The sequence below is a fragment of the Streptomyces sp. KL116D genome, assembly GCF_030766975.1.
Lineage (GTDB): Bacteria > Actinomycetota > Actinomycetes > Streptomycetales > Streptomycetaceae > Streptomyces > Streptomyces longispororuber_A.
In genome coordinates, this window is the sequence record NZ_JASERH010000139.1 from 1 (window position 1) to 23,447 (window position 23,447).

Sequence of the window (23,447 nt, forward strand, 5' to 3'; positions counted from 1 at the left end):
AGTAGCTTCGTTCAGTTTCAAGTTGGGTGTTTGCCGTTTTCGCATTTATCGTGAAACGCTTTCGCATTTTCGTGCGCCGCTTCACTACTCGTGTACATCTACGACCGCTGGGCCGCAAGACCGAAAGCTCACGAGGCCACCGCGACCGGCACCCTGCGCGCAAATGGGTCTACGACACCATCAGCGGGGCCAAGGGTCAACTTTCGCCGAATCCACCCGCCTACATCCCGGCTGGAAACGCCTACACCAACAAGGTCACGGCGTACGACAATCTCTACCGTCGGCCAAGACGGCCACCCGTCATCGCCAGCGAGGAGCGCTCGCGCCGGCACCTATCAGACCGGCGCCACCACCACAAGCCCTCCGGTGCTGACCGCCAGCTGAAAACCTACTCCGCCGCAGGTGCCTGCCCGGCGCGCGCGCCTGCGGCTACGGCAGGCAAAACCCTGCGCCTGACCCACTCCGTCTACGGCCCAGGGGCATGACCACACCAGCGTCAGCTACTCCTGACCGGCAAGCCCCAGGGTCTACCAAATGGGCCTGACTGGCTCGGCGCAAGAGGGCCCAGGTCGCAGCACCTACCGCACCCAGCGGCTGTCCAACACCCGCGTGGACCGCACCGATGTCGCCGGCGTCGACCGCAGCCTACCTACGGCTACGACGACAACGGCAACATCCGCTCCATGTCGGACGTCAACCGCGACGGCACCGACGCAGTGCTTCAACTACGACTACCCTCAACCGGCTCTCCGACGCCTGGACCCAGAACACGACCAGCTGCGCCGCCGCCCACCAGTGCTCAGATCGGCGGTACGGCTCCCGTACTGGCGGTCCTACACCTACGACGCGTCCGGCAACCGCAAGACCGAAACGCAGCACAGTCCCACCGGTAACACGGCCCAGGACATCAACCGCACCTACACCTACCCCGGCCCCGGACAGGCCCAGGCTCACAGCCTGAAGACCGTCCACCAACAGCTCGTCGGGCACCGCACCGACCAGTACGCCTACGACACCACCGGCAACACCACCGCCCGGCCCGGACAGACCCTCCAGTGGGACGCCGAAGGACACCTGGCCAAGGTCACCGAGGCAGCAACACCACCAGCTACGTCTACGACGCTGACGGCAATCGCCTCATCAGCCACACCCCTTCCAAGACCACCCTCGACCTCAGCCACACCGAAGTCACCCTCGCCAGCGGCTCCACGCACACCGAAGGCCACCCGCTACATCGACCTCGGCAGCGGTCAGACCGCCGTCCGCAACGACGACGGGACCTTCACCTTCACCATCGGCGACCACCAGGGCACCGGCCAACTCGCCATCAACGCGGCTGACTTGGCCTGACCCAGCGCCGTACCCAGCCCTTCGGATCCCCGCGCGGTACCGAGCCCACCAGCTGGCCCGGCAGCAAGGGCTTCGTCGGCGAGCACCAACGACACCGCGGACACCGGCCTCACCCACCTCGGCGCCCGTGAATACGATGCGACCACGGGCCGCTTCCTCTCCGTCGACCCGCTGTTCGAACTCGACAAGCCGCAGACCTTCGACGGCTGCGCTACGCCCTGAACAACCCCGTCACCAACGCCGGCCCGGCGGCCTCGGCAACGCCGACTGCATGAGCGGCGTCGTCAGCGGCTGCCACGGCGGACTGCCGGTCCCGCACATCCGTCTACCACGTGGACCGCGAGAACAAAGCCGCCGGTCAAGCAGAATGCAACTGGCGGGCAGGAGAGAAAGACCGGCAAGGACCTCAGTAACGACGGCAACATCACCCTGCTCCCCGGCGTCAATATCCCCGAGGGACTGGGGGCAGGCCGACAAGTTCATCACCGTCTTCTACGACCGTCTCAACTACCTCAGCAGCGGCTACGGCCTCGACATGTACCTCGACCATCGAGACGAGTCGATCGCCACGACGGACATAGCTCAAGCCCTGCTCGATGCCTGCCACGACACCGGATGCCCTGGCAAGAAGGCGCTCTTCTTCAGCTGGGCTTCAAGCGTCGTCGTCGACGGCGTCGCTGAAGGCGGCTCCTTCAAGGCAGGCCGGGAAAGCGCCCGCAACAGCGGCAAGAAGTCGAAGTCGAAGAAGCCGTCCGGCTGCAACTGCTTCTCGCCGGCACCGACGTCCTCATGGCCGACGGCACCACCAAGGACATCGAGGACGTAGGGTCGGCGATCAGGTCCGCACCACGGACCCGGAGACCAGCGAGACTCGATCCCGCAAGGTCACCCGCCTTATTCATGTCGACAGTGACAAACACTTCAATAGGCTGTCCATTACCACCCCGGACGGCATTGAGCAACTGACCGCCACTGAGGAACATCCCTTCTGGTCACCATCCCAGAACGAGTGGGTGGTCGCGAAGGACCTCAAAGCCGGGATGACGCTTTCTGACGGCCAACGGCGCTACCGTCACCGTCACCGCCAACAAGACCTTCACCCGGCACGTCCGCACCTACAACCTCACCATCGACGAGCTGCACACGTACTATGTGCTGGCGGGTGAGACGCCGGTTCTGGTCCACAACAGCAACTGTCCGTCGGCTCTCGCCAGAAGCAAGATCAGCATGTTCTCGGGACGAGGGAATACGAAAAGCGGATCGAGAATGGCACGCCTACGTCTGCGTTCGCGAGTCGGAGCGAGGCGGATGCCTATGCGAAGCATGCTTGGGAAAATGGAACTCCGGTGCCCGGCCGTCCGAATGTTCGTGACTATGAGTACGGGCTGCCGGTAGAAGGGGGCCCAAGGGTGGCTGGCAGACCAGAGTGCGAGTTCACATTGATCAGTCCGGAAAGGTTCACGCCCATCCGGTTGGTCGCGAGTACGCTGATTAGCGGAGAAAGGGGAAGAAGTTCGTGAGAGCGAGAAATCCTTGGCCCTGGCGGGAGTGGGATCTTCTGCTGCAGGATATTCAGACCGCGTACGAGAATCCCTGGTGACGCCCAGGAGGGCTTTTGCTCTGACTGCTACGCGGCGCCAGCCTTACCGCGATCTAGTTGAGGATCTGGCTGGCATTGCAGATCTAACAGACGACACGGACATCAACTGTGACGTATGTTTCAGCTATGTCGTCGGGTCGCGACCGCCGTATTTCATTCGACTCTCGATGGTCGGGGCATATGCCGCTTTCGCGAGAGTGAACCCTTCCGGGGGTGCGGAATTTATTTTTCCGGGTGAAGCTCCCTTGTCGGAATATAGCGCGACGTGCTCCGATTGTTTGAGGTGCGCCGTATCCGTGTTCTGTCGAGAGATCAGTTGAATGCGGCCATCGATCTGAAACTGCCGGAAATCGAGCATGTGAAAGTCTATAATGCTCTATTTTCGCCAGAGGAAGAGATGCCCTAAAGGTTTCGGCTAAGTGTAGGTAAATCCTCGGCACTTGCCCAGGCTACCTCTGTCAATAGTTCCGGTAGAGGGTGGATTGTTGCGGCGAGTGTCTCACCCTTCCTTGCCGGTCCGGAGGTGACTCTCGCCAGCGAGACGTAGCTCGATGGTAAGAGTCCAACCTCGATCCTTCGTGACGGCCCGTCGGATTATCCGACGGGCCGTTTCGGCGTCGTGGCTGGTTGCGGGTGTGGTGAGGGGCCGAGCGACTGCGGCGGGTGGGTGCCGGGGTTCCACGATTTCCGACCGGGCGACTTCGTCCCGGCGGTCGATCGCGCCTGGGCGCTCGTATGCTCCTTCGTCCAGACAGGGAGCTCGAAGATCTGGGCGAGTGGTCCGAGTTGTAACCGCACACGCATCACCAACCGAGACATCGTCTGAGTGCCGCCCGGCCGCAATCAGACGTCTGCGGTGCCGCCGTGCTCGTCGATCCAGGACTGCGGGATCAGAGCGCTGCCGTCGCGCCAGTTGTAGCGCACACGATCCTGGAACCACGCCTCCGGCAGGTTGGCGTGGTCACTGACGATGATCTGCAGACCGCCCCGCAGATCGGCGACCACATCCCGCATCAGCTCGAACAGACGCCGCACCGCCTCGCGGTCCGCGTCCAACACCGCCGTGCCGGCCTCCTTGGCCGCAACGTCCGAGGGGTAGTACGGCTGGGTGGGCTGGTCGAGCATCAGCATCCGCGGCACCGGTCGTCGGTGCGCCACGAAGTACTGGTGCAGCGCCAGATGGGCCACCAGATGGTAGCCGACCCAGTTCTTGCCGCTGCCGATCCGCATCAGCTCGGCCACCCCCCTCGTCGGAGTCTGTGGCGGGTGCTGTGGTTCGGTGGTAGGCGGGGTGTTGTGACCTGGTGTTTCTTTTCTGGATGGGGATTTGGGGGCTCAGTCGGGTGTGTGGTGAGGGGCGAGGGCCGGGCCTGGCGGCGGTTGTTCGGTTTGGGTGTTCAGGGGTGTTGAGCAGGGCTTTCGTGTGTGTATGGGATTGATCTTGGGTTTGTTGTTGATCGGGGGTGGCACACAGGGAGGTAGCGGTGTCGGGGGGCTGATCAGGGATGTGCTCGGAGGTAGGTGGTCAGCGGGTCGTTGGTGCTGAGGGGAGAACCGGGCCAGGCCGAGTCGGTCACCGATCACGCCGATGGCGTCGTGAACGAGGCGTGTCTGGTGTGGGTGGGGAGGGTGGCCAGGGTGCGGGCGAGCGTGACGGTTTCAGGGTAGGTCACCAGGTCGCGGGCTAGGAGCACGGTTGATGCGTTTCCTGCACGACCCAACTGCGGGTTGCTGGTGCCGAGTTGGTGGAGGCGGTGGTGCCATCGGTGGGTGAGGTGGTGTTGCTGGTTTGGTGCGCAGTCCGTCGGGTGGGGATGCGGTGCTCCGGCTCGTCGCGGACGGTCAGCGGAGCCTGGCCCTGGCGGGCGTGAGGCGCTCACGGATGGATGACGCCTCGGCGGAGGCCGTAGAGGTCCTGGAACAGTGCCAGAAGGTGGCGGAAGTTCGCTCGATGGCCGAAGCCATTCAGCGTGAGGCGCAGCTCCGCGAGTGGGTCACCGACTGGAGACGGCGCTCGCCGACACCCTGATGAGGCTCAGCGGCACGAGGCCCGCGCAGCAGTACGCGGCCGAGGTCGTCGGGATCCAGGCACGCGCCCGCGGCAGCGTGCACCGGCTGGCGGCACTCGCCGACTGCGAGTTGCGGGCAGGCGCCGTTGACCAGGCGGCCGCGACGGCGGAGCGGATGCTCGACACCGTGCAGGGCATGGAGTCCCACCGCCTGCACGACCGGCTCTCGGAGTGCGCCGGAACCTCGCGGGCACCGGCAGCCGCTTTGTGCGCGCCATCGTCGGCCGGCTCGACGATCCCTTGCGGATCCGCTGTAGCTCCCTGTGGTCGGATGGGGAGACGTACCCGATGGGAGGCGACAGCGTGTCTGTGTGGCGCAACCTCGGCGAGCGCACCGTGTGCGAGAACCGGTGGTGCACCGTGAACATGGCCGATGTGGAGTTGCCGGACGGGCGACACCTCGACCACACGGTGATGCCGGCTGCGCCCGGTCGCCGTGGCCACAGTCGTCAACGGCGCGAACGAGGTGCTGCTCCTGTGGCGGCACCGGTTCATCACCGGCGCATGGGGGATATGAACTCCCGTCCGGCGGGACCGAGGAGGGCGAGGATCCGCAGCCACGCAGCCGCGCGTGAGCTCGAGGAGGACGGGATGGCGGCGCGGGCCGATGCAGCTGCTCCTGGCCGTCGACCCCATGCCCGGTATCTCGACCTCGCACCACCGCGTGTACTGGTCGGACACGGCGCAGCAGGTCCGCGAGATCCCCGAGGATCATCACGAGATGTCGCGCCGGGACTGGGTTCCGCTGACAAGATCCCGGACCTGATCACGCGCGGCGAGATCCGATCCGCGAACGCCGTCGCCGCACTGCTGATGCTGCACCAACTGCGCGTCGCCGCACGGCCGTAGACACAGCGAAAGGGCCCCACCGCCAATGCGGTGGGGCCACTTCATACCTACTGCCTGTGCTGCGGATCAAGAGCTGCGGCCACAGACGGCGTGCGCCCGGAGTCCGGGTTCGGCTGCTGCGGAGGGGCGGCACCGGTCCGGCGACACACGAGAGCGCCGGGATCATCCGGCGGGGCCTGTCAGCTGTACCCGGATGGACACGTTGTCGTGCTCGCGACAGGTAGCTGATGCAGCTTTGCATGTCCGAACTCCCTGCTGCCGTGGTGGAGACAGGCCGGGGCCCGCGCGGCTCTCGCACAGACGCGGGCCCCGGTCGTGCCAGGCAGACGCACCTTCGCCCGCAAGACGACCTGGAAGATCTCTTATCGGATGGGCGAGCGAGCAGGACAACGAGTCGGTCTCTGCCCTGCCCCCCGTTCCATGATCGGATACGGGGCAGGCTTTGGCACGTGGATCGTCGACGTGTGCGGCGCCCTGAATGGTCCGTAGAGCAGTGCCGTATGCCCTACCGCACCTCATTGTGCCCGGCATGGAGAAGGTGCAGCTCAGGGCGTCTGCTGGGGGGTGTACCGGGTGTGCCGACAGCCCCTCACCCGCGCACTTCGGCCTGGGACACAGAAAGGGAAGGAAGGGAAAGGAAGGAGCAGACGGCAGGACAGGAGCGGTGCGTGCGTGCTCGCGGTTCGCAGCCACGTTGTCCTCTCCTGCGCGTCGGCCAGGTCTGTGTGTTCGTGGCTGGAGAAGGCGGGACACGCGGAAAGGGCAGCGACCTGTGCGCAGAACCGCTGGTCCAGCCCCCTGTCCTCAACAGGTTGCTGCGGCACGGCGTTTGCATCAGGCTGCAGTGCTCCGGCACGGCGGACAGAGTCTGTCCGAGGCGCGCGGATCGTGACACCCGCAGTTACGGCTTCGATACGGCTGACGCCGAAAGGGCCGCGGCGCGCGCTGTAGCTCCGATACCCAGAGGCATGTCGGCCCGTCAGAAAAGCAGGTTGGGAGGTCGTTTCGGTGTGGGCGTGCGGGTCACCGCAGGGAGGATGTCGGTGGTGGAGGTTCGCCGATGCCCTTGAGCAGCTGTACCAGCCGGATTTGTCTGTATTCCTTGCGACGTCAGGAGCGGGCTGTTGCTGATGATGAACATCAGCAACACGTCGGTGATTGAGTCCGGCTTGGCCCCGACCGCGCGCAGCTCGGAGTGGGCGATCGTCAGGTCTTCGTGCGGTCGCTTTTCGCCCGGCGACGGGAGGGGCAGCTTGATGGTGGGTCCGGCTGCGCATGCTTCCGATCGGATATGGATGGCCAGATGCTTGCATGCGAGGGTGAGCTTGGCGAGGTCCTGTGTAGGGAGGGCAGAGCCAGTGAGCCTGGCGGGTCAGCTCTTCCAACGCCGCGGACAGAGCGTTCGCTCGCGCCTCATCTGATGTCTGTCGTGTCGCTTCGAGCAGCCGTCTGGCCGTCCGGTCGACGGCCCGAGGGTCAGGCTGATTCATCTCTCCCTCGTCCTGCAGGCAACGGATGACGGCGGGCTGCGCGAACTGATTGCCAGAGCGCATGCGGCCGGAGGGGGTGGGTGCGGCCGTAACCCTGGCTGCGTGGTGTCTGCGTAATCAGGTAGAGGGGAGCAGCGCGGTGATGGTGGAGCGGACGAGTTCGGCGGCCGACACCACACCTGGCAGGCCTCCGCACCGATCCAGCAGATTCCCCAGGACGTATCGAAGGGTCCGCGGGTCTTGACGGGCTCTGCTAAGCGAGGGGTGATCTGGTCGAGGTCGGCCAGCGCGGCGTCGATTACCGCGGCCCGGTCCGGGTGCTGACCGCGCAGATCCTGCAGTTGGGTCCGCAGTTGATCGACACTGCTGCGCGCATCCTGCACGGCCTTAGGGGCGATGTTGTTTGTCTGGGTCACGTTCTGGGAGAACGGTGCCACCTGGACGGGGGCCGTTGATGGTGCCGGGATTGGAGATACCGAAGTTGGCGCCGGGCGGGTACGGGTTGGACGGAGAAGCACCGGACATGATCACTCCTGTCACTCAGGTGGACGGTCGCGCGCTGGCGGGCGCGTTGTTCATCGAAGGACTGTGGGAGAACGGTGCGGCCTGACCGGGCCGGACATGGTGCCGCCGTTCATCACTCCGAAGTTGTAGATGGCCGCGGACTGCTCGCGATAGGCGGCGATGTCGACGTTGTGGTTACGCAGGAAAATCTCAGTGGAGTCGAACACCCGGCGTTGCATCATCTGCACGTAGTAGCGGGCGTCGTCGTGCATGTGCATGTCCTCGATCGACCGCACGCTGTACACCTCGCGCAGACTCACCGGTCCCTTGCCTGGATCCAGTTCGGGGTTCGGCTGGCGCTTTCTGCGCACCAGCCGTTGCAGTCCGTCGATCATGTCGCCGACCGCATTCGCGCCCGCCCGGACGAGCCAGCGCGGCTTTCGCACCCGCGCGGCCGCGAGGCTGTCGACCGCGGGGTTCAACGGCGTCATCACATGCGGGCGCACCGTCACCCGCAAGAAGCCGCCCTGGTAGGCGACATGCACCAGAATAGCGACGATCAGTTCACCGTTCCACGCGGTCACTCGACCAGATGTAGCGCCGCGCCACTCTCTTCGGGCGGCGGCTTCGCCGTGCTGCTGGTGGCCAGCTCCCGCAACCGCTCCCACGTCTTGTCGTCGATTGCGTCCCACCGGTTGATGTGGATTCCTGCGATCCTGCGACCTGCATCCGCGGCTGCGGATGGTCGCGATGATGCTGCGGCGCGGGATCGTTCAACCGCTGTTCCACGTGCCGAGGTGCAGATCCACGGCCTCGAAGCGCTTCAGCTGCTTGCGGGCCACCGGGCCGATTCTGCCGCTGTAGTGCCTGAGCACGGCTCGCGCGACTTCGCATCTCCGCCTGCGCGTCCGGGCGCCCGGCGGGAATCCTGTTGCAGGGGCGTCCGCCTCGTCTTGCTCCTCTGGGGCCGGCTCCACGTCGATTCCGATGACCGCCTCCGCCATGCCTAGCACCGCACCCACGAACCGATCCCGCGTACTTTCCAGATCCCGCACACGGTCATGCGAATAGCGGCGGCGCCGCCGGCCGCACCGGCACCCCGGCGAGCACGCCCGCCAGCACGGCGCGTTGGAGCTGCTGCTGCGCTACCACTGATCACCCAGGAACAGCGCCCACACGCCAACCAGTGCCGCCACCAGCGCCCACCACGGCTCGACCGCACCCAGCCCTGCTGAGATGGCCGCTACACCCGCCACCGCAACGATGCCGCTGATCCTGCGGCGGCGCCTGGGCAAGCGCCCGGTCGACGGCACTCAGCACCGGAGCTTGGTCGAACGCGTAGACCGGCAGCGGTCGCTTCGCCTTCTTGATCCGCTGGCGCACCCACAACGCGTAGTCATCGCCCAGTACCACCGCCGGTGCCCCCGGGGGCCCGGACTGCTCAACCGGCGCGGCAGGAAGCGGGCAGCCACCGCAGCCAGTGCCGAACCTTCGACTTTCAGCAGCTTCCAGGCCTTCTTGACCTCGTCTTTGCAGGAAGGCGACCCAGTCCGCGGCGCACGAACGCGGCCGCGCTCAGCTTCCGCGTGATCTGCTCGGTATAGGCACTGTGCATGACCAGCGGGCCCTCGCCCACCGTTCCCACGGGCGCAGCCGGCGCCGAGAAGAACGCATGATGCTCCGTGTACGACAACAGGCCCCCAAGCCTCCATCGGCACCGCGCACAGCCCCAACGCATATGCACCACACCGAAGAAGGCATCGTGCCGCCGCCCCGCGAAACCAGCCAGACGACACGCAATAGGCCGGGCACCCACCCACTGCGTCCCAAAGTTGGCCGAAACGCAGACCGCGCCACCTCCGCCGCCGGACGAAAAACACGACCTCCGCTCAATGGCGGACCCATCCTCTAGCGGGATGCGCATGCCCCCGGGGAACAACAAGACCACACCTACTCTGTGTCTCCCCGAGGCGCGGGCGGCGAGAGCGGACGACGGCCAAGGAGCGCCGGCCGACTCGACGAGGTGACGATCTGCTCCGTCGACTTGCCCGGCCCGCGCGGGACGTTCTGAAGGCGAACGGTTTCTCTGGCTGGCGGGGCGGGGCGATGCCGGACGGTCGGCTGATTGAGTGGCCGCACGCCAGGCTGAGGCTACCGCCTTCCTGCGTTGGCGTCGGCGACGTCCGCCGCGGTGCGCCGTCGTCGATTCCTCATGTTCTGGGGGTGTTGGTAATGGGATGCGTGAGACTAGCGAGGTGCTTAACGGTCTCCTCTTTGCGTTCACCCGTGGTTGGTCCTGCTCGTGATGGCTCTGTTCCTCGTTCCTGGGCCGGTTCAGCGCTGGGGAGCGGCGTCCCTAGAACGCTTTGCAGCGATGGCGTGCCGACTCGGGGGTGCGGCGAGGCTGCCCGCTTCTGGCGCAGTTGATGCTGCTGCCACCGCAAATACAGGACCGAGTCGGCGGCCACGGATTGGCACCGGGGTGCGTCGCGCGCTGGTGGCGTGCCCGGTCTCTGGCCGGGCCATTCAAAATCATCCGGTTTGTGCTGCTGCTTTAGTGTTGTGGGACATATTGATGACATGGCCGACTGGGAAAACTTGCGGCTGAGCGCGGATCCTGGACCATCCTGGCGTGGTGCAGGTGCTGCTCAGCGACTTCGTGGCTGTGCCGATGTCGGTGCGCCACTTGCACTTTCCGCGGTCACCAGGGGGACAGAGGTTCTCATCTGGGCCCTGATATTCATCGCCGAGGTGCGGTTGATCAAGCGCATGAACCTGACCAGCTCCGGCAGAGGCGCGACACTCGCGGCCTACGACCTGGAGGGCCTTACCAGGTACGCAGATGCGAGACAGTGCCCGCCTGGAGGATCGACGCGCGCTGGCCGGTTGTGGCCCTGCTGACGGTCACGCCGTCCAGTGCGCCACAGTTCTGCGACGCTGGGAACAAACCCAACCGGACTGCCAAATCCCGCGCGTCTCTGTCCAGCCGGTCGAGCGAGGTCGTTGGAGAGCCCACCGCACCCGCCGGAGCCAGAGCCAGACGACACAACGAACGGCAGTTCAAAGCCCACGCCTCCCTGTAGGTCGGCGCTCTACGACAAGCCCGAAGCACGACAGGACTCCCAGCCAGACCGCGCGCTGGAAGACCTCAGCTGTGATGCTCTTGATCATCGCTGAACGCTACGCTGAAGGCCGTATTGACGACCTTCTCGACGCAGATCACCTCGCAGGCGTGACTCCCGGCAGTACCGAGAGAACGTCTGCGGGGGATCATGGTGGCTCACGGTCGTCATGGTGATGGCCGGCGCAGCGGTTCCTTGGCTTGCCCGACGCGGCTCTCATCCCTCTGCTGCCGGTCGTGGTCATCCTCGTCGCGGTCGTCGTCAACCGCGGACGGATGCCGAGCGCAGGGACAGCTCACGGATCTGATCATCCCCAGATGAGGCGGAAGACGTCGAGGAGTAGCACCCCTGTCCCTGGAGTTGCCCCAGTAGCTACCGCTCGCCCCAGAGGACATGTCCCGCCCCTGTGCGGCTGGCCCCCGGCGACGGGCCCCGCGCACGCGGCGGCGAAGATTTACACGACGACTGGACCCGGGCCCGTCGTCGAGGTCGCAGCCGGGACCACCAGGCACTCCGTCGCCGGGGTGCTCCGCACGCGTGACGGAAGCCTCCCGCCAGAGCAAGGTCCCCGGCAAACCACGGCGGGAGCGTCACGCGATCAGAGGGGCTACGTACGGGCCCCTCGTCCCCCAACGCAGCCGCTATGGGCTTCTGTTGGCTGCGCGTCTCGCGGACGGCGAAGGTGCGCTAATTTCTCGCTGCATGGAAGACATCTCTCGACTTCGTCAGGCTGTTCTCAAGCTGGCTTGAGCAGGCACGTGACCTGCCCTCCATACCCCTCGAGGCCATCACCGATGTAGCACTATCAACGCAGCCAGGGTTTGAAGCCTTGAGTAACGCGGTCGTCCATGCTGCACCGAAGTCTGAGCATCGCGACCTGTACGGCAAGGTCGACGGTGACTGGATGCCCCGATGGTCGACGCTCCTGGGGCATCGGGGGCTGGGGTGACGCAACCCGTCTGGTCGCCCAAAGAGCGACTGTGCCAGTGGAAGAGATAGCGGACAGCTTCGTCGCTTTTTGTACAGCACCCGCGCCAGCCATGGAGAACTGGCTGCTGCTGAACGGCGACTTCCCAAAGGCACGCGAATCCCGCTGGGCCCCTACACCCTGGAAACCTTACCGCCGAGGGAGCTGAGGCAACTGGGCCCCTTTGCCTCGCCCTCCATGCCCTTCGCCCGGGCGAGCTCGACTTCCGTCTCCTGGACGGCGCACCGTTCGTTCACGCCCCCCGATCCGAACCGCGCGTCGAACCGTAGCGGCGCACCATGGTTCGACTTCTCCGGCCCACGGCCGGAAGCCCGGCATTGGAGGGCACTACTGCCGTTGATCCTGTGGGATGACAATCTGCTGCATATCGATGCGGTATTCGACGTCGAGCGAGGACGCAACTTCGGCCTGCAGCCCAACCATGTGCCCACCACTATCAAGATCTACGAAGACCGCCACGGCGGGCACGAAGAAGTTGAGGAACGAGATCAGGGAAGGTTCCGCGTCACCCGGCGGAACTCCCGCAGTTGCAGGCTTTCTGCACCGCCGTGACGGCAAAGATCGACACTGTCATGGACGGTACCGCCAGCAGCCGAAGCCTGCCCAAGAAGCGTGCCCGGCGTCTGGAACGAGCCGCGCGCCACCTGCTGCAGGCATACCAGCGTACCTACACGGACGACGGGGTGTGGGAGCAAGAGGCCGACGAGCTTCACCTGGACTACGTCATCGCGCTCGAAGCCCTCATGGCCAGTCCCAACGACAAGAAGGAGGGCATCAGCGAGAGGGATCCGCTCCCGTGCAGCCGCCCTATTCCTCACCCCGTCAGAGCGCGAGCGTGTCGAGAAGAGGGTGCAGGAGGCGTACAGCGCGCGCTCCAGATACGTACATGGAGACGTGCTCAAGGACCAAGACGAAACGACAAGGCTTGCAGACCTGCGCAACCTCAGGCTGCTCGTGCGGCAGGTCGTATTGCGCTGGCTCGTTCTCACTCCCCACGACACGGAAGACCTCGCGCCTCGCCTCGATGCCGCAGCCGACGGCACCAGCCGCGAACGCATCATTGACGAGCCTCTACGAGCCTTCTTTGAGGAGACGCCGTCGCGGAACGTCACTCGGGTCTGAGGCAGCGCCTTGCCAATCTCTTACGGCTCCGGCAAGCGCAACGGACCCCGCCTCTACGCGCGGAGTCAGGTGGCTGGTGCAGTGGGCGGCGGGGCGGAGTCATCCAGACAAGGCCACTGTGCTTGCCCGCAGATCACTGATTGTTCAGGCCGTGTTTGAGATCTGCCGTGTCCCTGTTGCCCAGGGGTTCGTTGAATCATCTGTGAGCGGTGTTGGGGGTGGGTATCCGTCGGACCTGACGGATGAGCAGTGGGTGCTGGTAGAGCCGTTGCTCCCGCGGGCGCGGGTGGGGCCGAAGGGCGGTCGGCGGGAGAAGCATCCGCGACGGCGGATCGTGGATGCGATCTTCTATGTGGTGCGGATGGGGGTGTGCCTGGCGGCAGCTGCCGAAGGACTTCGCGCCCTGGCCGACGGGGTTCTGGTACTTCACGTGGTGGCACGACGACGGCACCGTCGAGCGCATCCACGATGCCCCTGCGTGGCAAGGTCCGTGAAGCCGACGGCCGTGACGCGGAGCCGAGCGCGGGGCTGATCGACTCGCAGTCCGTTCGCACCGCCGACACAGTCCCGCGCCTCCACCAGGGGCTTCGATGCGGGCAAGAGAGTCAAGGGTCGCAAGAGGTTCATCGTCACCGACACTCTCGGCCTGCTCTTGGCCGTTCACGTCGTCGCGGCGAGCGTTCAAGACCGCGACGGTGGGGAAGCGGCGCTTTGCTGTGGACCAGACTCGACCACCCGAGCGTCAAGAAGGTCTGGGCCGACCAGGGCTTCGCCGGCCGCTTGGTCGCGTGGGTCGCGCGATCCTCGGCCGCGATCTGGAGTCGTCCACAAGACCCCTGACCAGCGCGGTTTCCAGGTCCAGCCCAAGCGGTGGGCGGTAGAGCGCACCTTCTCGTGGCTTACCGCCCACCGGCGCCTCGCCCAGGACCACGAGACCAGCCCGGCCCACTCCGAGACGATGATTCGATGGGCCATGATCGGCGTCACGCGTCGCCGCCCTACCCTCAGCCGACCGGCAGCGATCAGGCTCACGATCGCTCCCTGCGCCGAGGCCCACGGGCTCCAACCGCGGTGCGGCCGAAGGCTCGCCGCTCACTTCATGAACGCAATCACCAGCGGGTCCGACTCCGGCGCAACGTAGTCGTATGTCGGGGAGTCGACGTGGCAGTGATCGCTGGCACCCGCCTCGGAGGCGAAACTCTCAAGGTTGTCAGCGAGGAGGTCGAGGGCTGCCCGTCCTCCCTTGATCCTCAGGACCTGAGCTTCCGTGACGATCGAAACGGTGGCCGGCTCCGGATCCTCCCGAAACGCGATCTCCGACAGCGACCTCTCGTAGGGAGAGGGGCGCGGATTCTCCGAAAGATCACAGCCTCCACCCTTCCCCCGAAAGCGAGCTGACCGAACGCCAGCAGTCCTTGACGCGTCCCGGAGGCTCGAGCTCTTTCGTTTCCCCCGCTGTACAGAACCTGCAACATCACATCCCCTCAGCCCTCCGATCGTACCGATCGCCAAGAGGATCGCCCCGCAGGCCCTTCCGCCGCAATCGGATCTGCGGCTCTGCGGCAGATCTCAAACGCGGTCTCAGAGCCTGGTCAATTGTCGCGGCTCGCAACTAATCTTGCCGAGTGGAGCAAGAGTTGCACAAAGCCGGACGCCGAAGCGCCGGTCACGAGCCGAGAGCGGGACGCAGTGCGCATTCTGCTGCTCATCGATGGTGCCAGCGAATCTGTCAGCGATGCTGTGCGTGACGATCCCGGTCTTGTGGACGCTGTGGGAGTTGTCCGAACGCAGGTGCGGTTGCAGAAGCTGGACTTCTGGCTGCGCAATCCCGACTACCTCGCAGATGAGCTGCTGACGGAGTACGAGCAGAGCGGTGAAGGCGCGTTGTTGTCGCTGGCCGCGACGATTCTGGACTCGAGGAGCCCGAAGTGCGGCGCTACCCGATGCTGCGTCACCACTTCCGGGGCGTACGAGCCGCTGGACAACGCGCTAGCGGTGCTGCGCAGTGCCGGCCTGGTGGCCCGGCGGCGCCGGGGCACGGTCAGCCGGGTCCGTCAACATGACTACTTCCCTTCTGGAAGCCGGCCGTAGCGTCGCCCGTGAAGTGCTGCAGCAGGCTCCGGTGTTCCGCTACTACGTCGAGCGTGTTGAGCTCGTCGTCGCGCTGGCGGATGGGCTGGGGGAAGCCAGCTGAAGCAGCGGCAGTATTTGCAGCGCGAGTACGCCGAGGCCGCCCAGGGCGAGCGGATCGGCTCGGTCAGCGCTCGGGCGCGGGAACGCCTGGCGCGGTTGCGTATGCAGCAGCAGGACGGGATAGGGGTGGGGAACCATGGGCGGGGATGACGTGCTGCTGGAGAGACGGATCGCCGAGCGCTGCGGCCGTGAGCGTTGAGGATGTGCGCGATGCTTTCGCCGCTCACGGCGTTCCCCTGGTGACGCCGCCGGCCCGGTCGCGCACTCTGCGGCTGCACCGGCTGCGTGTCGCAGGCCAGCGAACGGGATCGGTTTACCCAGGGGCCCTTCGGCACGCTGCTGCCGTTCTCCGAAGGCCTGACCGCTCGTCGCGTCCAACCTGCAGGGGGCAAGACCTCGGTGCTGGAGCTCGTGACGTGGTGCCTGCGCGGTTCCCCCGCGGGACCTGCTGCCCGAAACGCACTGGCTGCGCGAAGTTGATCTCGATGTCGACATAGCCGGGCAGGTGGTCGGGATCCGGCTGGACCTGACCGACGGAGAGATCACTCAGCGGTCGTCCTGACCGGTCCCGATATCGGGTTCCTGGAGGTGGTGCGTGCTCCGGATGCAGGCCGCGGGATCGTGCCCCTTCTGCGGGCATCCAGCTCGGCAAGTTACGCAGAGCAGATGCAGGCGCTGATGATGGACCGCCTGGATCTGCATCCGCTGGTCAACAGCTACAAACAGACCGGCACTCAGACACGCACGGCTGGCCGGTGTACTTCGGAGCTGTCTACCTACCGGCCGGCCAGGACAAGGCCTTGCTGGGCGAGCACACGATGAACGGCTTGGCGGGCCGACTGTTACAGGTCTTCTTGGATTTGCCTTCTGCGGCCGCGCTCACGCGCGTCAAGACTGCTGGCGACGTGCTCGCGGCCAGGCACAAGGGCGGCCCAGGCAGCGGATGCGGAGGCGCGGACAAACGGGACTCAGAGCGCAGCAGTATTGCCGAGGATCTGGAGCGGGCTCAGGAGCGTCTGGCTGCCGTCTCACGTACCGAGGACAGTTGGGAGTCGCTGCCCGAGGTTTGCCTCTCAAGTGGTACAGCTGGCACGCGATATCGCGGACTCACGGGAGACGTGGGACGAGCTGATGCAGGTCCACCGACGGACCCGGCTGCAGCGTCAGCACGACACAAAACTCGTCAACGACGTCACCGAGAGCGCCACCGCCCGCCAGCTTTTCCACGGCCTGGACCCCACCGCGTGTCCGCGCTGCGATCAGGCGATCGCCGCAGACCGCAGACGCCAGGAGCGCGAGGCCCACTCCCTGTGCGGTGTGCTCGCGGCCGGTGACGGGCGATGACCACTCGCCGAAAGAGGTAATCGACGAGGCCAAGCAGCGGCTGCGGATCAGCACCGCGGCCCGAGCAGACGGCCAGGAGGCGCTGGAAGCGTCGAAGCAGACCTGCACGGGCTGTCGCGCCAACTCACACGGGCCCAGGCACGGTTGCGACGTGCAGAATCCGCGGCGCAGGCGCCAGCCCGTCTCAGCGCACGTGAGGAGGTACTGCGGCTGGAGGGCGCGCTCAGCGTCTTCCCGGAGCTGCCTGCGTTGGTCATCGACGCAGACGAGTCGAAGGCACTGAAGATCTTCAAGGCAGCAGCCAAAGTTCTGGAGAAAGACCACGAGGCAGCGGCCCAGACGCTGTTCGACGATCTGAATCGGGAGATCGCACATCTCGGCCGCCAATTCGGCATCGACGGACTGGAGTCGGTAAAGATCAACCGTGCCGCCCATCTGGACGTCACCAAGGGCGGGGGGACGCACCAAGCCCTTCGGATCCCAGAGCCCAGGGGAACGGCTGCGACTGCGGATCGCGGTAGTCATCGCCCTGCTGCGAGTGGGCGCCCAACACGCTGTGTCTACCCACCCCGGGCTGCTGCTGATCGACAGCCCGAAGGCAGAAGAGGTCCAGGACCTCGACATCCGCCGACTGCTGCGCGAGCTCGCCGAATTGGCGTCAAAGAACCATCTGCAGGTATTGATCACCACCAGGGACTTCGACCTCGTGCACGACGTGCTGCCAGACGAGAACATCATCGAGGCCCGCGACGGCAAAGCCTTTGTGGTGAGCGATCCACACCGGCGCAAGGGAGATGAAGCATGACGCAACTCGCCGAGCGCCTCGGCGACCTAGCCGCAGCCGGACGGGCGTCCATCACCTTTGAGGACCTCGGCTTGCCGGCCCAGACGCTGCACGAGCAGGTGCAAACTGTCGCTGCTGGTCCACTGGCCCCTCGCTTCTGGCCGAAGCGGTCGCCCACGCCTGCGACGTCGCGGACACCGCCTGGACCCAGGCCGCTGCCGCCTTTCCCATTGGGCTGGCACAGCAGAGCAGTGTCCTGGCCCTCACCTCCTCTCTGGAGACGCTGCTGGGCAGTATCGCCACCGTGAAGTCGCTGGCCAAATCACTGAACGGGGGCCCTTCTGGACGGTCTCACCGAACAGGTCGACCGCGGCCCGCTGCTGGCCGCCGCACGGCTGGAAGGAGCGGTCAGGCTCGCCGCCTGCGAGGCGGTCCGCCCCTACCAGGTATGGGAAGTCCTGGAAGAACTCCCCGCACAGGGCCCCGAAGACTTCCTCGAGCGCCTACCTCGCATCCTGGGCGTGGCCCTGGACTGCTGGTCACACCAAGAAGCCCGCGTTTCAGCTGCTGCAGGACTTGTCCGTCGACGAGGCGGCCGATGTCGACGCGCTGTTCGAGCTGGGATGCGACCGCCTGCGCACCGCACTGGCCGCCACCGACCTCAAGGAGGTGAGCCGCCAGATCGTCGAAGCCCGCTCACTCTTCGCGGCCGCCGAGGCCGCCGAGGGACCCGCGATGACGCTGCCGCCTACCTCGCCGTATGCGATGGACTCCTGGGCTTCACCGCACACGACGCCGCCCGAGTGACACACGCCGCCAGCCGCCTCGCACAGGCACTGGAACGGCACCGCGCATGGCTGCACGGCGCCACCAGCCGGCCTGGCTCCAGCCCAGGCGGAGCGCCGAGGTCGCCTGGTCCCAGCTCCTGATCCAGCTCCGGGCTGCGGCCGACCGATTCGCCGCCGATGTATGGATGGACTCCTGGCAGGCCGTGGACGCAGTCCTCGGCGCCTACCGCGCCGCCCGCACCATCCAACCGCTCGGAGACGGACGTGACGCTCGGTCCTGGCCGTCCTGAGTGGAGCCGGTCGTCGAGGTGATGGCTTCCTGCGCAAAGAAATGTTCCTCCAGCGCTCTACGGCACGCCGCCGCCCGCCCCGCAGGACTTCCCCGGCACCCGACTTCGACACAGTCACCGCGGCTGCGATCCTCGCCCGCCTCGACGCGCCCGCGAGACCCGCAGCCCCTCCGGCGGTGACTCAAGCTGACACAGACGACGCGAAGACCCGAGCGGGCCCGCAGACGAACGATCTCTCACCGCATCGCCCCGACCAGCTCGCTCTGCCGCCCAGCCCAGACGCAAGCCCTGCACCTAGCTGAGCTTCCCGACGCTACCCTCGCCGCGGTCGAGGGCATTGCTACGAACAGCGACCTCGCGCGCCCGAAAGCCGACGATGACGTCATCATGCCCCCTGCTCGACAGCTTCCTGGAACACCTCTCTCAGCATGAGCGGTTCACCGGACACATCCGGCAGACCTTCAGCACTCTGCTCACCCAGACCCTGCTGTTCCTCAAGTCACGGACCGACCTGGAACGCACACATCTTCGGCACCGGAAGAAGGACGACCCTCCTACGACTACCGCCGCAAACCAGAGAAAGGCCAGCGAGAAAGCCAGCAAGCCGATCTACAACGCGATTTCTACCAGTGCGCTACTCCAGGGACCCCTGCACAACGTCGTCCAGGTCGAGACGAACAACGTCGGCATGGGACGCGGCGATGTCATGGTCCACTTCGGCCCCCTGCGCTACCTCACCGAGATAAAGCAAGACGGCGACAACAACAGCCGCTCCCACATCGAAGGCAAATACCTCACGCAGGAAGCCAGTACACCAACACCAACGCACCCTTCGGCCAGCTCCTCGTCCTCGACCTCACACCGAAGACCACCAGCAGCGGCACCTACGCATCAACGAACTCGCCTGGCTCGCCACCCACCGCCCCCGCAGAGCTACCGTCGACCGCCGCGTTCTGGCCGGCATCGTCACCGGCAACCGCATAACCCCTCCGCCTACTCCCGCTGACCCAGCAGGATATGGCGGCGCTGCCTCCCGGCCTGCTGCGACTGCCAGGACTGGCCCTGGGGCATCCATGATGGATACCTCAAACCGATCGCGCGGGTACCGCGAGATCCCTTACTGTCCAGGTATGGCGCGATCGTGCGTACTCTGCGGCGGAACCCTACCACCAACGAGCACGTCTTCCCTCGGTGGATGGCGGAGGGCTTTCCGGTCGAAGCGCGCACCGAGCAGGCCCTCATGGTCTCGTACACCGAGGGGGCCGAGCGCCGCCGCACGGGACGAATGTTCACCACGACGGTCAAGTCCGTATGCGCGCAGTGCAACAGCGGCTGGATGTGCGATCTCGAAGGGGCCGTGGCCGACCCTCCCTCGCCATGGTCAAAGGCGAGCTGGTGAGCAATCCCTCCAGGAAACAAGAGATGCTGGCGACCTGGACCCTCAAAACCTCTCTCATGTGCCAGCTCATGCAAGCCAAGACCGTCCAAAACCTTCCTGCATCGCTCTACACGGACCTCTTCCGGGACCGGCGCCCCCAGCGAACAGATGCGAGTCTTCACCGCTTTCATGCCGCCGCTCCAGTACCTGAATGGAGAGAGCAATCGAATACAGGTCCATCCTCGAGGCGACGTTCACCACACCGGACAGTCGGCACCACAAAGATCTGGGCCACCGTCGTGACCTTGCGCATCGGTTGGGCGGTGCTGCGGCTCATAAGTGTTCGTCCTGATGGCTACGCATGAGATCGAACTGGCCGACTTCGCACCTCATGTGAAGCAGCTGTGGCCCGCGCAGCCTGCACCGTCTCCTGGCCGCCGAGCATCCTCAGGTCGATCGGCGACCTGGACCAGCTCGCCGACCCCTTGAGGTCTCCCAAGATCGCAATCTAAGACGAAGCCGGTGATCTGCTTGAGGCTGGATAAGCTCGGCCAAGCAGGCAACGTCCGCCGTCTGCGGCTGCTCCGGCGTTACGACGCGGCCAGCTCCAGCACTTCCGGATCGCGCAGCGGCGAAGGCCGCCGGCAGACGGACGCTGGCGGTGAAAGCTCTAGCGGCCGGGCAGGGTCAGGTTGCGATGCTTGAGCCGGAAAAAGCCGGGCGACGTCTCGTCGCGGATCTCGTGTCCCTCTGCCTTTAGCTCGGCGACGACGGCGTCGATGCAGCGGGTCATTCAGAGCATGATGATGTTGAGGACCAAGCAGAGCGCGCCGAGCTAGTCCTCCGTGCCAACCTTGACGCTGACGGTTTCGGAGCAATGCGAAAGAAAGCCCTCCTTGGTGGCGTCCTCTGCATGGCACCATGCGGTCATGACGGAAGATCAGGAGTCTTCGGAGAAGCCGGAGAAGCGGGAACCCGTTGATCTCTCTCGCTTCTACGCGTCAGCGTTCAAAGCCACTCACCGAGCTCTACACCAACGGGACATCAGCAAGCAGCTTTCCGACGTTGCTGCGGTGCGGCTGAACATCCCCGAGTCACCTTTGTTCCGCTGGGGCGTGCGCGCGAATCCGGTCGCCGAGAGATGCTGGGCGGGCGCTGGCAGATCTCACTGGACTTCAACGCATCGATCCGAAGAAAGGCATGCCATGGAGCCGCTGAACCAGTTCTACAGGGATCAGTGGCAAGGCATCTTCCGTCGCTTGCCGAACTCAGAATCAGGTCTTCCCAGAGAACCTCCGGGTGCTTCTCCGCCACTCAAGTTGCTGGAGCCGCCTTTAATCGACGGGGCGTCGCTCATGTGGGTGCGGCTCAAAAGACCATTGCGTGCTCTGCTCGAGCGCACCTGACGCTGCGGCTCCCTTGTTCCGGCCGCGCCGTCCATCCGGTGTTCGGACCCGCGTGGAGCATCTGATGGTAGATTCACCCGCTCGCGGTGGTTCATTGACCGAGACCATCGCTCACAATCCGGCAGCTGCTGCATATCCGCTCACCAGCGCATGCCGAGCACATCCAGTCCTCCGTCGGTCGGGGTGAGTTTGTGGGACCGCCTGCGTACGTTCTGTGAGCCACATGCCCAACGACGGGCACCCTTCCCCGTCGCGTTCCGCCCCAGCGCGCCGCCGCAGGCTAACTATCAGCGTGGTACGAACTCCATGTGCTTGCGGGGTGGGTCCCCGGCCCCAGATCCGGAAGGCCGGCCAGCATCGGCTGGTCACGTTGCTGCGGCCGCCAGGCGGCAGGATGGCGAGCGGCTGGTCGAGAAATCTTCGCCGCGTTGGACGAGCGAGACCGTCACCGTTCCAGGCACCGAGGCGGCCGCTCTGATCGTCCCGAGCCTGGCCGAATCCTTAGCCGCCGTCCTTGACCAGCGGAAACTCTTGGCTGGGCGGATCGAGGCTGCTGGAGCCTCACCCTTCTTTCAAAGTCCTGACGTCGATGCCGGGGTCGGCGTCGGGACCGGAACGATCCGATCGAGGTCGGCGACGGCGGCGTTCCCGACCGCAGACGGGATGATGGGGCAGGCGAGGCCTGTCTGGTTGCCCGCACGTCAGTATGATCAGTGTTTGCCATGGGGGGTGCGATGCGGGTGCAGAATTGGGGCGGCGAGGGCAAGTACGCGCTGATCTCGGACGAGGACGACAGCGACTTCTGGGGGTTTGTGTACGAAGGCCGACGGGTTTGTTCACGCCGCTGTCGGATCAGGGCGACAGGGTTCGCGAGTGCGGCTCGTGGGTTTGCCGTCCGCAGGGCGGCCTGCACTGAAGAGCGTGGGCCATGTCGGCGGTCGTCGTGCCGTGGTGGGGAGCGCCTCGTTCGGCTCCTCGACCGTGACGGAGCCACCATGGCGTCCGCTTCGTCCCGAGGTCCGTGTCATCGATGTCGAGCCATCCGCTCTCGACGCCGGCCTCGTCGACCTCACGGTGACGCTGGTGCGATGACGCTCTGGCTGGACAGGGCAGATATGGGATCTGATCCGCACGGGTCAACTGAATCGCCCCGGCATGTGGCGCGCACTCGCGCCCGAGGACAGACGAGCGTGGCTGTCGGGTGGCGCTGTGGTCCCCAGGTACCAGCGCCGGGGAGCCGAGCTGCTCCTGCAGGCAGGTGTTCACCTGGATGGCCGGCACATCGTTGACAGGGGATACTTTCTGCTGTTGCGATCGGTGAGGCCATTAACGGACCTGGTGGGTACTTCGGCTGGAACCTCGATGCCCTGGACGACTGCGTGTGGCGGCTGGGGGCGCCACCCTCCGTTCACTTTGCACTGGGATTCCATCGACCGAGACGAGGGCGCGTTTGGTTGATCCCGTGCGGGTTTGGTGATCGCGGGTTGCGCTGTTCGACCTGCTCGTGGAAGTCTTTGGGGAACGGGGCGTGAGTGTCATTCTTCGATGACAGCTTGTTGCATGACGGGCGTTGTTAGGTTTTTCAGTGATGTGACGTCATGGGTTTCACTGCCGTCGCCCCAGCCCTCACCGTCGCGCCGCAAGAAGGCTGGACGAGAGCAGCAGCCGGCGGACACTATCTGACCCGTCAGCGGCACCCACCACTACTGGTCCTGGACCGCACGAGAAGACATGCAGGGCTGCCCTCAACCTCGGCCACCGCAGCCGCTAACCTTCCCTGGAGACACAACCCCCACCACGCACAAGCCATATGACGACACGTCAACTACGCCCCCCTTGGCCGTGCGAATCTAGAGTAGGGATGTCACCAGGGGTCTGCGGTGGATGCCACCAGGAGTGGCTGTGTCGGTCTGGCCTGTGATACGGCGGGTGGTGTCATCGAGGTGAGGCGTTGCTGGTGACGTGGGGACAGTATGTGCTGGTCGGTGGGGCGCAGTGAGCGGTGATCGGCTTGGTCAGGTGGCGTCGGTGTAGGCGAGGTGGTGGCCGCAGATGGTGCATTGGAAGAGCATGGCGCTGGCACCGCCCATTGCGTTGTGTATGTGTGTGTGTATTATTGTTATTGTGTTATTGTTATTATTATTATTATTGTGTGTGTGTGTGTATGTAG

At 65.4% G+C, this 23,447-nt stretch carries 16 protein-coding genes and 2 pseudogenes; 14 read left to right on the forward strand and 4 right to left on the reverse strand.

Annotation, left to right across the window (positions count from 1 at the left end):
• The first annotated feature begins 26 nt into the window (after positions 1–26).
• From RBJ77_RS53820 to RBJ77_RS53835, 4 genes are all read left to right on the forward strand, one after another.
• The gene (locus RBJ77_RS53820; RefSeq protein ID WP_372351716.1) at positions 27–485 is read left to right on the forward strand and encodes a hypothetical protein; all 459 of its coding nucleotides are present in this window, start codon (positions 27–29) and stop codon (positions 483–485) included.
• Positions 486–795: 310 nt separating this feature from the next.
• Complete coding sequence (locus RBJ77_RS53825) at positions 796–1,350, forward strand: hypothetical protein (protein ID WP_372351717.1); 555 nt, start codon at positions 796–798, stop codon at positions 1,348–1,350.
• Positions 1,351–1,717: 367 nt separating this feature from the next.
• Positions 1,718–2,176: a hypothetical protein gene (locus RBJ77_RS53830; RefSeq protein WP_372351718.1), complete on the forward strand. Its 459-nt coding sequence runs from the start codon at positions 1,718–1,720 to the stop codon at positions 2,174–2,176.
• 311 nt (positions 2,177–2,487) lie between these two features.
• Positions 2,488–2,745, forward strand: coding sequence for a hypothetical protein (locus tag RBJ77_RS53835; RefSeq protein ID WP_372351730.1), 258 nt, complete (start codon positions 2,488–2,490; stop codon positions 2,743–2,745).
• Between the two features lie 1,048 nt (positions 2,746–3,793).
• Here RBJ77_RS53835 and RBJ77_RS53840 read toward each other — a convergent pair.
• Positions 3,794–4,192 (reverse strand): DUF3732 domain-containing protein, encoded by a 399-nt coding sequence (locus tag RBJ77_RS53840; protein ID WP_372351719.1) that lies wholly within the window; start codon positions 4,190–4,192, stop codon positions 3,794–3,796.
• Between the two features lie 1,115 nt (positions 4,193–5,307).
• Between RBJ77_RS53840 and RBJ77_RS53845 the strand changes: the two are divergent.
• A pseudogene (locus RBJ77_RS53845) lies at positions 5,308–5,868 on the forward strand (NUDIX hydrolase).
• Between the two features lie 2,065 nt (positions 5,869–7,933).
• Here RBJ77_RS53845 and RBJ77_RS53850 read toward each other — a convergent pair.
• Positions 7,934–8,446, reverse strand: a complete 513-nt coding sequence (locus RBJ77_RS53850) for a hypothetical protein (RefSeq protein WP_372351720.1) — start codon at positions 8,444–8,446, stop codon at positions 7,934–7,936.
• Positions 8,447–12,002: 3,556 nt separating this feature from the next.
• Between RBJ77_RS53850 and RBJ77_RS53855 the strand changes: the two genes are divergently transcribed.
• The 4 genes and pseudogenes from RBJ77_RS53855 to RBJ77_RS53870 all read left to right on the forward strand — a co-directional run bounded on the left by RBJ77_RS53855 (position 12,003) and on the right by RBJ77_RS53870 (position 15,185).
• On the forward strand, positions 12,003–12,524 hold the full coding sequence (locus tag RBJ77_RS53855; RefSeq protein WP_372351721.1) for a hypothetical protein: 522 nt from the start codon (positions 12,003–12,005) through the stop codon (positions 12,522–12,524).
• 342 nt (positions 12,525–12,866) lie between these two features.
• Complete coding sequence (locus tag RBJ77_RS53860; RefSeq protein WP_372351722.1) at positions 12,867–13,094, forward strand: hypothetical protein; 228 nt, start codon at positions 12,867–12,869, stop codon at positions 13,092–13,094.
• Between the two features lie 139 nt (positions 13,095–13,233).
• Positions 13,234–14,163: pseudogene (locus RBJ77_RS53865) on the forward strand (IS5 family transposase); the annotation flags it as partial.
• Positions 14,164–14,783: 620 nt separating this feature from the next.
• A complete protein-coding gene (locus RBJ77_RS53870; protein WP_372351723.1) occupies positions 14,784–15,185 on the forward strand; it encodes a hypothetical protein in 402 nt (133 codons plus the stop codon).
• Between the two features lie 1,209 nt (positions 15,186–16,394).
• Here the strand turns inward: RBJ77_RS53870 and RBJ77_RS53875 are convergent.
• A complete protein-coding gene (locus RBJ77_RS53875; protein WP_372351724.1) occupies positions 16,395–17,066 on the reverse strand; it encodes a hypothetical protein in 672 nt (223 codons plus the stop codon).
• 121 nt (positions 17,067–17,187) lie between these two features.
• Here RBJ77_RS53875 and RBJ77_RS53880 point away from each other — a divergent pair, with 121 nt between their 5' ends.
• The 3 genes from RBJ77_RS53880 to RBJ77_RS53890 all read left to right on the forward strand — a co-directional run bounded on the left by RBJ77_RS53880 (position 17,188) and on the right by RBJ77_RS53890 (position 19,892).
• Positions 17,188–17,436: a hypothetical protein gene (locus RBJ77_RS53880; protein ID WP_372351725.1), complete on the forward strand. Its 249-nt coding sequence runs from the start codon at positions 17,188–17,190 to the stop codon at positions 17,434–17,436.
• A 555-nt stretch (positions 17,437–17,991) separates the two neighbouring features.
• Positions 17,992–18,222 carry a hypothetical protein gene (locus RBJ77_RS53885; protein ID WP_372351726.1) on the forward strand — a complete coding sequence of 77 codons (231 nt, stop codon included), beginning with the start codon at positions 17,992–17,994 and terminating at the stop codon, positions 18,220–18,222.
• A gap of 1,466 nt (positions 18,223–19,688) precedes the next feature.
• The gene (locus RBJ77_RS53890) at positions 19,689–19,892 is read left to right on the forward strand and encodes a hypothetical protein (RefSeq protein WP_372351727.1); all 204 of its coding nucleotides are present in this window, start codon (positions 19,689–19,691) and stop codon (positions 19,890–19,892) included.
• 649 nt (positions 19,893–20,541) lie between these two features.
• On the opposite strand, the gene RBJ77_RS53895 is transcribed toward RBJ77_RS53890, so the two are convergent.
• Complete coding sequence (locus RBJ77_RS53895) at positions 20,542–20,664, reverse strand: hypothetical protein (RefSeq protein ID WP_372351728.1); 123 nt, start codon at positions 20,662–20,664, stop codon at positions 20,542–20,544.
• 136 nt (positions 20,665–20,800) lie between these two features.
• On the opposite strand from RBJ77_RS53895, the gene RBJ77_RS53900 reads away from it, so the two are divergent.
• Positions 20,801–21,277: a hypothetical protein gene (locus tag RBJ77_RS53900; RefSeq protein WP_372351729.1), complete on the forward strand. Its 477-nt coding sequence runs from the start codon at positions 20,801–20,803 to the stop codon at positions 21,275–21,277.
• A 1,325-nt stretch (positions 21,278–22,602) separates the two neighbouring features.
• Positions 22,603–22,809 (forward strand): barstar family protein, encoded by a 207-nt coding sequence (locus RBJ77_RS53905; protein ID WP_372351731.1) that lies wholly within the window; start codon positions 22,603–22,605, stop codon positions 22,807–22,809.
• Positions 22,810–23,447: the final 638 nt, after the last annotated feature.

Bases quoted from the DNA above. Each gene is read 5' to 3' on its own strand.
- RBJ77_RS53830 (WP_372351718.1), top strand. From the start codon at position 1,718: ATGCAACTGGCGGGCAGGAGAGAAAGACCGGCAAGGACCTCAGTAACG.
- RBJ77_RS53900 (WP_372351729.1), top strand. From the start codon at position 20,801: ATGACGGAAGATCAGGAGTCTTCGGAGAAGCCGGAGAAGCGGGAACCC.
- RBJ77_RS53875 (WP_372351724.1), bottom strand. From the start codon at position 17,066: ATGGGCGGCACGGTTGATCTTTACCGACTCCAGTCCGTCGATGCCGAA.
- RBJ77_RS53890 (WP_372351727.1), top strand. From the start codon at position 19,689: ATGGCGGAGGGCTTTCCGGTCGAAGCGCGCACCGAGCAGGCCCTCATG.
- RBJ77_RS53895 (WP_372351728.1), bottom strand. From the start codon at position 20,664: ATGACCCGCTGCATCGACGCCGTCGTCGCCGAGCTAAAGGCAGAGGGA.